The following is a 15682-nucleotide window of genomic DNA, read 5'->3' on the forward strand; positions in this document are numbered from 1 at the left end:
TATGACGGTTAAATTAATATTTGAAAAAGTTTATGGGTAATTAGTACTACTCGACTATGACATCACTGCCTTTACATCTATAGCCTATCAACGTGGTAGTCTGCCACGACCCTTTAAAGAAGTCTAATCTTGCGGCGAGTTTCGCACTTATATGCTTTCAGTGCTTATCTCATCCAAACGTAGCTACTCAGCGGTGCACCTGGCGGCACAACTGATACACCAGAGGTTTGTTCAACACGGTCCTCTCGTACTAGAGTCAAGTCCGCTCAAACTTCTAACGATCACAACAGATAGAGACCGAACTGTCTCACGACGTTCTGAACCCAGCTCGCGTGCCACTTTAATGGGCGAACAGCCCAACCCTTGGGACCTTCTCCAGCCCCAGGATGTGACGAGCCGACATCGAGGTGCCGAACCTCCCCGTCGATGTGAGCTCTTGGGGGAGACTAGCCTGTTATCCCCGGAGTACCTTTTATCCTTTGAGCGATGGCCCTTCCATACGGAACCACCGGATCACTATGTCCTGCTTTCGCACCTGCTCGGCTTGTTGGCCTCACAGTCAAGCACCCTTATGCCATTACACTCTACGCACGGTTACCAAGCGTGCTGAGGGTACCTTTGAAAGCCTCCGTTACTCTTTTGGAGGCGACCACCCCAGTCAAACTACCCACCATGCACTGTCCTCCTATTAGGAGTTAGGCTCCAAGTAAATAAAGGGTGGTATTTCAACAATGACTCCACAACACCTAGCGATGCTGCTTCATAGTCTCCCACCTATCCTACACATTATTTACCCGAAGTCAATACAAAGCTATAGTAAAGGTTCACAGGGTCTTTTCGTCCCGTTGCGATTAACCGGCATCTTCACCGATACTACAATTTCACCGAGCTCATGGTTGAGACAGTGCCCAGATCGTTACACCATTCGTGCAGGTCGGAACTTACCCGACAAGGAATTTCGCTACCTTAGGACCGTTATAGTTACGGCCGCCGTTTACTGGGGCTTCAGTTAAGAGCTTCGCCGAAGCTAACCCCCTTCCTTAACCTTCCAGCACCGGGCAGGTGTCAGACCCTATACGTCATCTTTCGATTTTGCAGAGTCCTGTGTTTTTGATAAACAGTCGCCTGGGCCTTTTTACTGCGGCTGACTTGCGCCAGCGTCTCTTCTCCCGAAGTTACGAGACTATTTTGCCTAATTCCTTAACCATGACTCACTCGAGCGCCTTAGGATACTCTCCTCGACCACCTGTGTCGGTTTACGGTACGGGCTGCTTCTCTCGCTATTTCTAGGGACAATGTTCAGTGGATTATCACGCCAGCCGAAGCCTTGGTGTACTATCCTTAGTTTACCTAAGTTCAACGTACTATTCCGTCAGTACGCACCACCTACGATCATCCGTCACTTTTGTTGAGAGCAGGTACGGGAATATTAACCCGTTTGCCATCCACTACCCCCTTCGGGTTCGTGTTAGGTCCCGACTAACCCTAAGCTGATTAGCATAGCTTAGGAAACCTTAGTCTTACGGCGAATAAGTTTCTCACTTATTTTATCGTTACTCATGCCTACATTTTCTTTTCTATAAACTCCACCACCCATTACCAGGTGACTTCGACGTCGATAGAATGCTCCCCTACCAGTAGTACTAATGTACTAATCCATAGCTTCGGTAATATGCTTATGCCCGATTATTATCCATGCCGGATCGCTCGACTAGTGAGCTGTTACGCACTCGTTAAATGAATAGCTGCTTCCAAGCTAACATCCTAGCTGTCTATGCAATCCAACCGCGTTTTTTCAACTTAGCATATATTTGGGGACCTTAGCTGATGGTCTGGGTTCTTTCCCTCTCGGACATGGACCTTAGCACCCATGCCCTCACTGCCTAGAAACATATATTAGCATTCGGAGTTTGTCAGGAATTGGTAGGCGGTGAAGCCCCCGCATCCAATCAGTAGCTCTACCTCTAATATACTTCACTAAACGCTGCACCTAAATGCATTTCGGGGAGTACGAGCTATTTCCCAGTTTGATTGGCCTTTCACCCCTACCCACAGGTCATCCGAAGACTTTTCAACGTCAACCGGTTCGGTCCTCCACTTTGTGTTACCAAAGCTTCAACCTGCCCATGGGTAGATCACAAGGTTTCGCGTCTAATACCACTGACTGCATCGCCCTATTCAGACTCGCTTTCGCTTCGGCTCCGTACCTGAAGTACTTAACCTTGCCAGTGACATTAACTCGTAGGCTCATTATGCAAAAGGCACGCCGTCACACTTTCGTGCTCCGACCGCTTGTAGGCGTACGGTTTCAGGTTCTATTTCAACTATCTATTCGATATGCTTTTCACCTTTCCTTCACAGTACTAGTTCACTATCGGTCTTTGAGGAGTATTTAGCCTTGGAAGATGGTCCTCCCATATTCGGACAGAATTTCTCGTGTTCCGCCTTACTCGTTATCAACTATATAACCTTTTCGCTTACAGGACTATCACCCTCTTCGGTTAACCTTTCCAGGTTATTCTGCTAAAATTATAAAGTCTTTAGGGCTAATCCGCGTTCGCTCGCCACTACTTACGGAATCTCAATTGATTTCTTTTCCTATTGGTACTTAGATGTTTCAGTTCCCAACGTTCGCTCTCACTTACGTGAGTGACATGTCTTCAACATGCCGGGTTGTCCCATTCGGAAATCTACGGATTAATGCGTATGTGCCGCTCCCCGTAGCTTATCGCAGCTTATCACGTCCTTCATCGCCTCTCAAAGCCTAGGCATCCGCCGTACGCCCTTAGTAACTTTTTTCATAATTTAACCGTCATATTAATGAGCGGTTATGTTAATCTTACTCGTTTTTTGTTTAATTGTATACCTTCAATGCCGAATTAAATCGTTTATTTATTTAATTCTATATTGCTTTGATTAATTTCTTAATCTCTGTTTGATTGTATGTCGTTAACAATTTTCTTGTTATCTTTTTCTAATAATGTCAATGAACTCTTCTGCTTTTCACGAAGTTCGAATTTCGAGTTTCGTTTATAGCTTGGTGGAGAATATCGGAGTCGAACCGATGACCTCTTGCGTGCAAGGCAAGCGCTCTAGCCAGCTGAGCTAATCCCCCTCTTTATTTCTATTAGTAGTCTCAGGCAGACTCGAACTGCCGACCTCTACATTATCAGTGTAGCGCTCTAACCAGCTGAGCTATGAGACTCTTTAATACTCTTAAAGAGTGGTCTTTTGTAATATATATCTTTGAAATCAAATCCGACAGTAAATAAAACCGAATAAAACAGTCAATCTTCTAATTTAATAGAAGAAAATTCGTCGTTCTCTAAAAATGAGATGTTCCAGCCGCACCTTCCGGTACGGCTACCTTGTTACGACTTAGCCCTAGTTACCAGTTTTACCCTAGGCAGCTCCTGTTACGGTCACCGACTTCAGGTACCCCCAGCTTCCATGGCTTGACGGGCGGTGTGTACAAGGCCCGGGAACGTATTCACCGCATCATGGCTGATATGCGATTACTAGCGATTCCAGCTTCATAGAGTCGAGTTGCAGACTCCAATCCGAACTGAGATAAGTTTTCGAGATTCGCATCTTGTTGCCAAGTAGCTGCCCTCTGTACTTACCATTGTAGCACGTGTGTAGCCCAAGACGTAAGGGCCGTGATGACTTGACGTCGTCCCCACCTTCCTCTCAACTTGCGTTGGCAGTCTCATTAGAGTCCCCGTCTTTAAACGCTGGCAACTAATGATAGGGGTTGCGCTCGTTGCAGGACTTAACCTAACACCTCACGGCACGAGCTGACGACAGCCATGCAGCACCTTGCATTCTGTCCGAAGAAATATCTGTTTCCAAATACGTCATTATGCATTTAAGCCTTGGTAAGGTTCCTCGCGTATCATCGAATTAAACCACATGCTCCACCGCTTGTGCGGGCCCCCGTCAATTCCTTTGAGTTTCATTCTTGCGAACGTACTCCCCAGGTGGGATACTTATAACTTTCGCTTAGCCACTGAATCCGAAAATCCAACAGCAAGTATCCATCGTTTACGGCGTGGACTACCAGGGTATCTAATCCTGTTCGCTCCCCACGCTTTCGTCCATCAGCGTCAGTTGAGGCTTAGTGACCTGCCTTCGCAATTGGTGTTCTGCGTAATATCTAAGCATTTCACCGCTACACTACACATTCCAGCCACTGCAACCTCACTCAAGACCAACAGTATCAATGGCAGTTCCATCGTTAAGCGATGGGCTTTCACCACTGACTTATTGGTCCGCCTACGGACCCTTTAAACCCAATAAATCCGGATAACGCTTGCACCCTCCGTATTACCGCGGCTGCTGGCACGGAGTTAGCCGGTGCTTATTCATATGGTACCTTCAGCTACTCACACGTAAGTAGGTTTATCCCCATATAAAAGAAGTTTACAACCCATAAGGCCGTCATCCTTCACGCGGGATGGCTGGATCAGGCTTCCACCCATTGTCCAATATTCCTCACTGCTGCCTCCCGTAGGAGTCTGGTCCGTGTCTCAGTACCAGTGTGGGGGTTCACCCTCTCAGGCCCCCTAAAGATCGTTGACTTGGTGAGCCGTTACCTCACCAACTATCTAATCTTACGCATGCCTATCCTACTGCGATAAATCTTTCAAGTGTCTCTGATGCCAGAATCACTGTTATAAGGTATTAATCTTCTTTTCAAAAGGCTATCCCTTTCAGTAGGGCAAGTTGCATACGCGTTACGCACCCGTGCGCCGGTCTCTCAGTAGCAAGCTACTAATACCCCTCGGCTTGCATGTGTTAAGCCTCCCGCTAGCGTTCATCCTGAGCCAGGATCAAACTCTCCATTGTAAATAAATATTGTTTGAAGCTTAACGCTTCTATGTTTTACAACTTCGAATTTCCTTTAGCTCTATTATTCAAGGATTGACCGTTAATTTATATTCGGCTTTTATTTCTTCTGTCTATATTGTAATTTCAAATGAACTTCTCGTTTCATGCAAACTTCTTTCGTTGTTTGCGGTTGCAAAGGTAAGACTTATTTTTAAACTGCAAAATCTTTTTTAAATAAATTTTGAAATTTTTATTTTTGTTTACTTCTTCGCGATTTCAAGTTTCAATACTACTCGTCTTTCGTATTGAGAGTGCAAATATAGGGCAACATAATTCAGCTTTCCAAATGCTTTTGTGAATTATTTTCAGTTTTATTCTTAACTAACTGAACAGAAGCGAAATATTTTTTGAATTAAATTTAGATATGTGTTTTGGTGTAGCTTTTCCTGTAGAATTAGGTAGTTTTCTATATTATATATAGCTTACTTTCATTTTTGTCTTAACACAAAAACGAAACAAAAAAGTCAAGACTGTAAATCATTTTCGCTAAAAAACCTCTTGATTACGGGAATGAATTAGATGTCATTTTATTTCTGAAAGATTAATTGATACCTCTGAATAAAAAACTAGTAATTATATAATTAAGATGCAATTCTGAAACGAGTTCAGAATGACGAAATGTAAATTTATAAATAAAGTAACAATGGAAGTGATAGCTGGGAATTGATTATTTTGTAATGGATGCTTCATTAAAAAGCAGAGGTTACGAAATTCTTTGGTGAACGGACTAGTGAAACTGAGTTGCGGAGCAAGGAAGGTTTAAGAAAATATATTATACCTTAATACTGATAATTTAAATTCAGGAAATTTTATTTGACTCGAATTACATTACCCAAACAAATACATTAAATAAAGCCAGTTACTCTTGATTTGTTCCACTTTATTTCGTTTAGCAACTTAATCATTCAAGTTACTTCTTTAAAGCTAATCGATTTATGTAACGTATAAACACAAAAAATCCCCAACCAATTAAATGATTGAGGATTCTTTTTAAAAACTGGCGGCGACCTACTCTCCCGCAATAGCAGTACCATCGGCGCTGAAAGGCTTAACTTCTCTGTTCGGAATGGGAAGAGGTGAGCCCTTTCGCTATAACCACCCTAATTTCTTAGATATTTTTATTTAGGTTTGATTCCTAATATATTATCAACATTATTAGATACTTGAATACAAGTGTTTGTTTTATTTATTTTGATACAATCCAGTACACAATTCAAATAAGATTAACTAACCTTCTCTATGACGGTTAAATTAATATTTGAAAAAGTTTATGGGTAATTAGTACTACTCGACTATGACATCACTGCCTTTACATCTATAGCCTATCAACGTGGTAGTCTGCCACGACCCTTTAAAGAAGTCTAATCTTGCGGCGAGTTTCGCACTTATATGCTTTCAGTGCTTATCTCATCCAAACGTAGCTACTCAGCGGTGCACCTGGCGGCACAACTGATACACCAGAGGTTTGTTCAACACGGTCCTCTCGTACTAGAGTCAAGTCCGCTCAAACTTCTAACGATCACAACAGATAGAGACCGAACTGTCTCACGACGTTCTGAACCCAGCTCGCGTGCCACTTTAATGGGCGAACAGCCCAACCCTTGGGACCTTCTCCAGCCCCAGGATGTGACGAGCCGACATCGAGGTGCCGAACCTCCCCGTCGATGTGAGCTCTTGGGGAGACTAGCCTGTTATCCCCGGAGTACCTTTTATCCTTTGAGCGATGGCCCTTCCATACGGAACCACCGGATCACTATGTCCTGCTTTCGCACCTGCTCGGCTTGTTGGCCTCACAGTCAAGCACCCTTATGCCATTACACTCTACGCACGGTTACCAAGCGTGCTGAGGGTACCTTTGAAAGCCTCCGTTACTCTTTTGGAGGCGACCACCCCAGTCAAACTACCCACCATGCACTGTCCTCCCTAAGGGAGTTAGGCTCCAAGTAAATAAAGGGTGGTATTTCAACAATGACTCCACAACACCTAGCGATGCTGCTTCATAGTCTCCCACCTATCCTACACATTATTTACCCGAAGTCAATACAAAGCTATAGTAAAGGTTCACAGGGTCTTTTCGTCCCGTTGCGATTAACCGGCATCTTCACCGATACTACAATTTCACCGAGCTCATGGTTGAGACAGTGCCCAGATCGTTACACCATTCGTGCAGGTCGGAACTTACCCGACAAGGAATTTCGCTACCTTAGGACCGTTATAGTTACGGCCGCCGTTTACTGGGGCTTCAGTTAAGAGCTTCGCCGAAGCTAACCCCCTTCCTTAACCTTCCAGCACCGGGCAGGTGTCAGACCCTATACGTCATCTTTCGATTTTGCAGAGTCCTGTGTTTTTGATAAACAGTCGCCTGGGCCTTTTTACTGCGGCTGACATCTCTGCCAGCGTCTCTTCTCCCGAAGTTACGAGACTATTTTGCCTAATTCCTTAACCATGACTCACTCGAGCGCCTTAGGATACTCTCCTCGACCACCTGTGTCGGTTTACGGTACGGGCTGCTTCTCTCGCTATTTCTAGGGACAATGTTCAGTGGATTATCACGCCACCCGAAGGCTTTGTGTACTATCCTTAGTTTACCTAAGTTCAACGTACTATTCCGTCAGTACGCACCACCTACGATCATCCGTCACTTTTGTTGAGAGCAGGTACGGGAATATTAACCCGTTTGCCATCCACTACCCCCTTCGGGTTCGTGTTAGGTCCCGACTAACCCTAAGCTGATTAGCATAGCTTAGGAAACCTTAGTCTTACGGCGAATAAGTTTCTCACTTATTTTATCGTTACTCATGCCTACATTTTCTTTTCTATAAACTCCACCACCCATTACCAGGTGACTTCGACGTCGATAGAATGCTCCCCTACCAGTAGTACTAATGTACTAATCCATAGCTTCGGTAATATGCTTATGCCCGATTATTATCCATGCCGGATCGCTCGACTAGTGAGCTGTTACGCACTCGTTAAATGAATAGCTGCTTCCAAGCTAACATCCTAGCTGTCTATGCAATCCAACCGCGTTTTTTCAACTTAGCATATATTTGGGGACCTTAGCTGATGGTCTGGGTTCTTTCCCTCTCGGACATGGACCTTAGCACCCATGCCCTCACTGCCTAGAAACATATATTAGCATTCGGAGTTTGTCAGGAATTGGTAGGCGGTGAAGCCCCCGCATCCAATCAGTAGCTCTACCTCTAATATACTTCACTAAACGCTGCACCTAAATGCATTTCGGGGAGTACGAGCTATTTCCCAGTTTGATTGGCCTTTCACCCCTACCCACAGGTCATCCGAAGACTTTTCAACGTCAACCGGTTCGGTCCTCCACTTTGTGTTACCAAAGCTTCAACCTGCCCATGGGTAGATCACAAGGTTTCGCGTCTAATACCACTGACTATATCGCCCTATTCAGACTCGCTTTCGCTTCGGCTCCGTACCTGAAGTACTTAACCTTGCCAGTGACATTAACTCGTAGGCTCATTATGCAAAAGGCACGCCGTCACACTTTCGTGCTCCGACCGCTTGTAGGCGTACGGTTTCAGGTTCTATTTCAACTATCTATTCGATATGCTTTTCACCTTTCCTTCACAGTACTAGTTCACTATCGGTCTTTGAGGAGTATTTAGCCTTGGAAGATGGTCCTCCCATATTCGGACAGAATTTCTCGTGTTCCGCCTTACTCGTTATCAACTATATAACCTTTTCGCTTACAGGACTATCACCCTCTTCGGTTAACCTTTCCAGGTTATTCTGCTAAAATTATAAAGTCTTTAGGGCTAATCCGCGTTCGCTCGCCACTACTTACGGAATCTCAATTGATTTCTTTTCCTATTGGTACTTAGATGTTTCAGTTCCCAACGTTCGCTCTGCTTGCGCAGTGACATGTCTTCAACATGCCGGGTTGTCCCATTCGGAAATCTACGGATTAATGCGTATGTGCCGCTCCCCGTAGCTTATCGCAGCTTATCACGTCCTTCATCGCCTCTCAAAGCCTAGGCATCCGCCGTACGCCCTTAGTAACTTTTTTCATAATTTAACCGTCATATTAATGAGCGGTTATGTTAATCTTACTCGTTTTTTGTTTAATTGTATACCTTCAATGCCGAATTAAATCGTTTATTTATTTAATTCTATATTGCTTTGATTAATTTCTTAATCTCTGTTTGATTGTATGTCGTTAACAATTTTCTTGTTATCTTTTTCTAATAATGTCAATGAACTCTTCTGCTTTTCACGAAGTTCGAATTTCGAGTTTCGTTTATAGCTTGGTGGAGAATATCGGAGTCGAACCGATGACCTCTTGCGTGCAAGGCAAGCGCTCTAGCCAGCTGAGCTAATCCCCCTCTTTATTTTCTATTAGTAGTCTCAGGCAGACTCGAACTGCCGACCTCTACATTATCAGTGTAGCGCTCTAACCAGCTGAGCTATGAGACTCTTTAATACTCTTAAAGAGTGGTCTTTTGTAATATATATCTTTGAAATTAAATCCGACAGTAAATAAAACCGAATAAAACAGTCAATCTTCTAATTTAATAGAAGAAAATTCGTCGTTCTCTAAAAATGAGATGTTCCAGCCGCACCTTCCGGTACGGCTACCTTGTTACGACTTAGCCCTAGTTACCAGTTTTACCCTAGGCAGCTCCTGTTACGGTCACCGACTTCAGGTACCCCCAGCTTCCATGGCTTGACGGGCGGTGTGTACAAGGCCCGGGAACGTATTCACCGCATCATGGCTGATATGCGATTACTAGCGATTCCAGCTTCATAGAGTCGAGTTGCAGACTCCAATCCGAACTGAGATAAGTTTTCGAGATTCGCATCTTGTTGCCAAGTAGCTGCCCTCTGTACTTACCATTGTAGCACGTGTGTAGCCCAAGACGTAAGGGCCGTGATGACTTGACGTCGTCCCCACCTTCCTCTCAACTTGCGTTGGCAGTCTCATTAGAGTCCCCGTCTTTAAACGCTGGCAACTAATGATAGGGGTTGCGCTCGTTGCAGGACTTAACCTAACACCTCACGGCACGAGCTGACGACAGCCATGCAGCACCTTGCATTCTGTCCGAAGAAATATCTGTTTCCAAATACGTCATTATGCATTTAAGCCTTGGTAAGGTTCCTCGCGTATCATCGAATTAAACCACATGCTCCACCGCTTGTGCGGGCCCCCGTCAATTCCTTTGAGTTTCATTCTTGCGAACGTACTCCCCAGGTGGGATACTTATAACTTTCGCTTAGCCACTGAATCCGAAAATCCAACAGCAAGTATCCATCGTTTACGGCGTGGACTACCAGGGTATCTAATCCTGTTCGCTCCCCACGCTTTCGTCCATCAGCGTCAGTTGAGGCTTAGTGACCTGCCTTCGCAATTGGTGTTCTGCGTAATATCTAAGCATTTCACCGCTACACTACACATTCCAGCCACTGCAACCTCACTCAAGACCAACAGTATCAATGGCAGTTCCATCGTTAAGCGATGGGCTTTCACCACTGACTTATTGGTCCGCCTACGGACCCTTTAAACCCAATAAATCCGGATAACGCTTGCACCCTCCGTATTACCGCGGCTGCTGGCACGGAGTTAGCCGGTGCTTATTCATATGGTACCTTCAGCTACTCACACGTAAGTAGGTTTATCCCCATATAAAAGAAGTTTACAACCCATAAGGCCGTCATCCTTCACGCGGGATGGCTGGATCAGGCTTCCACCCATTGTCCAATATTCCTCACTGCTGCCTCCCGTAGGAGTCTGGTCCGTGTCTCAGTACCAGTGTGGGGTTCACCCTCTCAGGCCCCTAAAGATCGTTGACTTGGTGAGCCGTTACCTCACCAACTATCTAATCTTACGCATGCCTATCCTACTGCGATAAATCTTTCAAGTGTCTCTGATGCCAGAATCACTGTTATAAGGTATTAATCTTCTTTTCAAAAGGCTATCCCTTTCAGTAGGGCAAGTTGCATACGCGTTACGCACCCGTGCGCCGGTCTCTCAGTAGCAAGCTACTAATACCCCTCGGCTTGCATGTGTTAAGCCTCCCGCTAGCGTTCATCCTGAGCCAGGATCAAACTCTCCATTGTAAATAAATATTGTTTGAAGCTTAACGCTTCTATGTTTTACAACTTCGAATTTCCTTTAGCTCTATTATTCAAGGATTGACCGTTAATTTATATTCGGCTTTTATTTCTTCTGTCTATATTGTAATTTCAAATGAACTTCTCGTTTCATGCAAACTTCTTTCGTTGTTTGCGGTTGCAAAGGTAAGACTTATTTTTAAACTGCAAAATCTTTTTTAAATAAATTTTGAAATTTTTATTTTTGTTTACTTCTTCGCGATTTCAAGTTTCAATACTACTCGTCTTTCGTATTGAGAGTGCAAATATAGGGCAACATAATTCAGCTTTCCAAATGCTTTTGTGAATTATTTTCAGTTTTATTCTTAACTAACTGAACAGAAGCGAAATATTTTTTGAATTAAATTTAGATATGTGTTTTGGTGTTGCGTTTTCTGTAGAATTAGGTAGTTTTCTAAATTATATATAGCTTACTTTCATTTTTATCTTAACACAAAAACGAAACAAAATAATATAATTATTAATCATGATGCGATTCTGAAATAAGTTCAGAATGACGAAATGGAAATGAATATATAATGTAACAATGGCAATGATAGCCGGAATTGATTATTTTGTAATGGATGCTTCTTTAGAAAGCAGACGTTACGAAATACTTTGGTGAACGGACTCGCGAAACTGAGTTGCGGAGCAAGACAGGTTTAAGAAAATATATTAAACCTTAATACTAATAATTTAAATTCAGGAAAGTTTTATTTGACTCGAATCACATTAATCAAACAAAAGCATGATAAAATTCTGGATAGAGATGGCAACATCTAATCAAAAATTGTGGCATAAAAAAAGCATCTACAAAAATGCAGATGCTTGATATTATATGAATATGTAATATTAGTTCGCTAAAACGATTACAGTATTGTTATTCATTTCTAATGTTCCTCCTTTGATATCAAATAATAAAGTTTTTGCTTGAGATGGAGAAGTGTACACTTTTCCTGAATTATTATCGAAATCTTTGAAAGTAGATTCGTGAACAGCAATTTTAATTGTTCCTTCACCTAAAGTTGCTACAATAGGGGCGTGGTTATTTAAGATTTGGAATTCACCATCTTTACCAGGTAAAGTGATTGCATCAATCTCACCGTCAAAAATTACTTGTTCTGGAGTGATAATTTGTAATTGCATATCCGATCTATTTTAAAAAAAAGAGTACTTCGTTGTCTTAGATAACAAGAAACGTAAGCACTCTTCAATATCGTTATTAAATTAATTATTTAACGTCTGCTAACATTTTCTCACCTGCTTCAATCGCTTCTTCGATTGTACCACGTAAGTTGAATGCTGCTTCTGGGTATTGGTCAACTTCACCATCTAAGATCATGTTAAATCCTTTGATTGTGTCTTTGATGTCAACTAATACACCTGGGATACCTGTAAACTGCTCTGCAACGTGGAATGGTTGAGATAAGAAACGTTGGATACGACGTGCACGGTGTACAACTAATTTATCCTCTTCTGATAACTCTTCCATACCTAAGATCGCGATGATATCTTGTAACGCATTGTAACGTTGTAAGATTTCTTTCACGCGTTGTGCTGTTTCGTAGTGCTCTTTACCAACGATCTCTGGAGTTAAGATACGAGAAGTAGAGTTTAATGGATCTACCGCTGGGTAAATACCTAACGAAGCAATTTTACGATCTAATACTGTAGTTGCATCTAAGTGCGCGAACGTTGTTGCTGGCGCCGGGTCAGTTAAATCATCCGCAGGAACGTAAACCGCTTGTACAGATGTAATAGATCCGTTTTTAGTAGATGTAATACGCTCTTGCATTGCACCCATCTCAGTTGCTAATGTAGGTTGGTAACCTACCGCAGATGGCATACGTCCTAATAAGGCAGACACCTCAGAACCAGCCTGAGTGAAACGGAAGATATTATCTACGAAGAATAATACGTCTTTTCCTTTTCCTTGTCCATCACCGTCACGGAAGTACTCAGCTAATGTTAAACCTGTTAAAGCAACACGAGCACGTGCACCTGGAGGCTCATTCATCTGTCCGAATACGAATGCAGCTTTAGAGTCTTTTAATAACTCCATGTTGATTTTAGATAAATCCCATCCACCTTTTTCAGTAGATTCTACGAATTCTTCACCGTATTTGATAATTCCTGATTCGATCATCTCACGAATTAAGTCATTACCTTCACGAGTACGCTCACCAACACCAGCGAATACAGATAAACCTCCGTGTCCTTTTGCGATATTGTTGATTAACTCCTGAATTAATACTGTTTTACCTACTCCGGCACCACCAAATAAACCAATTTTACCTCCTTTTGCGTAAGGCTCAATTAAGTCAATTACTTTAATACCTGTGAATAAAACTTCAGTTGCTGTTGATAAATCCTCGAATTTTGGAGCTGAACGGTGAATTGGTAAACCGTTTGATTTGTCTAAATTTCCTAAACCATCAATAGCATCTCCAACTACATTGAATACACGTCCTTTGATTTCTTCACCGATTGGAACCATAATTGGTTGTCCTACAGCGATAACTTCTTGTCCTCTTTGTAAACCATCAGAACTATCCATTGCAATACAACGTACAGTATCTTCTCCGATGTGTTGTTCAACCTCAAGGATTAAAGTTTCTTTTCCAGCACGAGGAACTTCTAATGCATCATAAATATTTGGAAGGCCTTCAGCGTTATCAAAAATAACATCAATTACAGGTCCGATAACCTGAGCAATTCTACCTTTCTTTTGATTTGCCATTATATGAAATGATTTAGTTTATTTTATTTGGGTGCAAAGGTAAGTCAATTCTATCTTATTATTTGTATACTTTTCAAGATTTTTGTCATAATATTTTGATTATTAATCAAGAATTTATAATAATTAACTAAATTTTAATCATATTAATCTTTATCAATTCCACCTCCGTACATTTCTTGTACGTTTTTTTGGTAGGCTTTATAAATTTCGCTAAACTCTTCTTGTGTAATTGTTTCATTTGATATTTTAGAGAAATAAGGTTTTAATTCTGAATCATCTTTTAGGAAATCAATATTTTTCATTTTATAAATAACAGTAGGTTTATCATCCGATTTTGGTTTAATAAAAACTTCTAATACCAAACCTGGATAACCTAATATTTTTGATGGACCACATTTTGTTTTGATATCCTTAGCATACCAAACTTCTGTAAAATCATTGATTGATTCTAAGGTTAATTTAGTTGCTAAAATTCCGTTGATTGTTTTTGTTTCGCGATGATTTTGCCATCTATTGCTTAGTTTTAATGGAGACTTAACCTTATAGTTTTTATGCTCGATCGTAATATCTTGATAAATGTATTTTTCTGATGGATTTGTAACAATAAAATTAGTTGTGTAATTACCTATAGATTCTACACTATTTGTTTGACCTAATTTTTCTTGTTTTTTATACAAGCACAAATCGTCTTCATTTATTAGTAAAACATGTTCTTTAGGTGTCTCATAGTTACTAATTATTACATCTGAAAGATTCTTTTTAGAACTTTCTGGTAACAAATAAATTTCATCATATTCAACTTTATAATTTTGAGAATAAACGAACACCCCGATAAATAATAAAAGAATATTTTTCATGATTAATTATTTTTTTAGTTCTAAATATTCTTGATAAGTAATTGCATTTGAAAAATCGTATTCACTAATATATGATTGAACTAATTCGCTAGTATTTTCAAATTTTTCAAATTCAAAAAAAACTGTTTTATCTTCATTATACAATTCTAATATAATACCTTTCAATCCATTAATTGCGATTGGTCCATATGGCAATGGTAATTGTTCTGTAAACCATGCAAAATATTTTTTTTCATTAATAATCTTATACGCCTTAAAACATTTGAAATCTCCTATTTGTTTCGTTTCATCTGTCAAAATCCATTCGTCATTATTATGAGTTATAGACATTAATATTTCTTGGTTTTTATTGATATTATTTAAGTAAAACTTATTTTTTTTTCTATCATAATAATTAAACAATCTTTTATTAGCAATAGAATCAATTGTATTACTTGGCTGAACAAGTGTTCCATATTCATCTCTGAAAGGTTTTGTTATAGCTTTATCTAATATTGTATAAAAAAATGATTCATGTTCGTCATAGATTAAAATTGAAGTATTCATTTTTCCATCAACATTTATTTTTTTATAAAATATCTTTCCTTGATTTTGTGAATATGTATAATTAGATATCAAAAAAAATATCAGTATTAAAAAACTTAATTTATTCATCTTTTGATTGTATTATTTTTTATTAAAATGGCAGACAAAAAAGTCTGCCATTTTAATAAATACCTGGTGCAGATTCTTCTTCTGTATTAGGACAAAGTACTTGTACCCATGGAGTACATGATTTTTCTGTGTAAGTATTTCCATCAGGACCTACAGTAGTTGTAATTGTACATTCTCTCACAAAACATGCGTCAGGTGTCGATTTAGATTCTACAAATTTCTCTTTGTTAATTTTAACTAAAAGATTTGTAGAATTATTAAACTCTGCAATAGAAAAAGAGCTTACCAATAAGGCTCCTATTAAAATAATTTTCTTCATAATAAATATTTTAATGTTAATAATATTATGAATTTATAGAATGAATTTATAGAATGAATTTATTATAAAAAAATTTTAAGTATTTAATTTGTTAAAAAACATTAT

Annotated in this window: 5 protein-coding genes, 4 tRNA genes and 5 rRNA genes; all 14 read right to left on the reverse strand. The window is 40.6% G+C overall.

The window, feature by feature from the left end; all coding sequences use genetic code 11:
• Nucleotides 1–20 precede the first annotated feature (20 nt).
• Nucleotides 21–2799 (reverse strand): 23S ribosomal RNA (locus J9309_RS04760).
• 239 nt (nucleotides 2800–3038) lie between these two features.
• Nucleotides 3039–3115, reverse strand: a tRNA-Ala gene (locus J9309_RS04765).
• Between the two features lie 16 nt (nucleotides 3116–3131).
• Nucleotides 3132–3205 (reverse strand) — tRNA-Ile (locus J9309_RS04770).
• A gap of 124 nt (nucleotides 3206–3329) precedes the next feature.
• Nucleotides 3330–4848, reverse strand: a 16S ribosomal RNA gene (locus J9309_RS04775).
• Nucleotides 4849–5885: 1037 nt separating this feature from the next.
• Nucleotides 5886–5993, reverse strand: a 5S ribosomal RNA gene (gene rrf / locus J9309_RS04780).
• 155 nt (nucleotides 5994–6148) lie between these two features.
• Nucleotides 6149–8926: ribosomal RNA gene (locus J9309_RS04785) — 23S ribosomal RNA — on the reverse strand.
• 239 nt (nucleotides 8927–9165) lie between these two features.
• Nucleotides 9166–9242, reverse strand: a tRNA-Ala gene (locus tag J9309_RS04790).
• Between the two features lie 17 nt (nucleotides 9243–9259).
• Nucleotides 9260–9333 (reverse strand) — tRNA-Ile (locus tag J9309_RS04795).
• A gap of 124 nt (nucleotides 9334–9457) precedes the next feature.
• A 16S ribosomal RNA gene (locus J9309_RS04800) occupies nucleotides 9458–10974 on the reverse strand.
• Together the 16S, 23S and 5S rRNA genes with 4 tRNA genes alongside form the textbook arrangement of a ribosomal RNA operon.
• A gap of 885 nt (nucleotides 10975–11859) precedes the next feature.
• Complete coding sequence (locus J9309_RS04805) at nucleotides 11860–12153, reverse strand: FoF1 ATP synthase subunit delta/epsilon (RefSeq protein WP_230477400.1); 294 nt, start codon at nucleotides 12151–12153, stop codon at nucleotides 11860–11862.
• Nucleotides 12154–12238: 85 nt separating this feature from the next.
• Entirely contained in the window at nucleotides 12239–13747 is a 1509-nt protein-coding gene (gene atpD, locus J9309_RS04810) for a F0F1 ATP synthase subunit beta (protein ID WP_230477401.1), read from the reverse strand.
• Nucleotides 13748–13890: 143 nt separating this feature from the next.
• A complete protein-coding gene (locus J9309_RS04815) occupies nucleotides 13891–14604 on the reverse strand; it encodes a GLPGLI family protein (protein WP_230477402.1) in 714 nt (237 codons plus the stop codon).
• Between the two features lie 6 nt (nucleotides 14605–14610).
• Nucleotides 14611–15258 (reverse strand): GLPGLI family protein, encoded by a 648-nt coding sequence (locus J9309_RS04820; protein ID WP_230477403.1) that lies wholly within the window; start codon nucleotides 15256–15258, stop codon nucleotides 14611–14613.
• A gap of 52 nt (nucleotides 15259–15310) precedes the next feature.
• Nucleotides 15311–15577, reverse strand: coding sequence for a hypothetical protein (locus tag J9309_RS04825; RefSeq protein ID WP_230477404.1), 267 nt, complete (start codon nucleotides 15575–15577; stop codon nucleotides 15311–15313).
• Nucleotides 15578–15682: the final 105 nt, after the last annotated feature.

It is taken from the genome of Faecalibacter bovis (assembly GCF_017948305.1).
Lineage (GTDB): Bacteria > Bacteroidota > Bacteroidia > Flavobacteriales > Weeksellaceae > Empedobacter > Empedobacter bovis.

Excerpts from the sequence above, each read along its gene's own strand:
- J9309_RS04820 (WP_230477403.1), bottom strand. The coding sequence starts at position 15,258 with ATGAATAAATTAAGTTTTTTAATACTGATATTTTTTTTGATATCTAAT.
- J9309_RS04815 (WP_230477402.1), bottom strand. The coding sequence starts at position 14,604 with ATGAAAAATATTCTTTTATTATTTATCGGGGTGTTCGTTTATTCTCAA.
- J9309_RS04825 (WP_230477404.1), bottom strand. The coding sequence starts at position 15,577 with ATGAAGAAAATTATTTTAATAGGAGCCTTATTGGTAAGCTCTTTTTCT.
- J9309_RS04805 (WP_230477400.1), bottom strand. The coding sequence starts at position 12,153 with ATGCAATTACAAATTATCACTCCAGAACAAGTAATTTTTGACGGTGAG.
- atpD (WP_230477401.1), bottom strand. The coding sequence starts at position 13,747 with ATGGCAAATCAAAAGAAAGGTAGAATTGCTCAGGTTATCGGACCTGTA.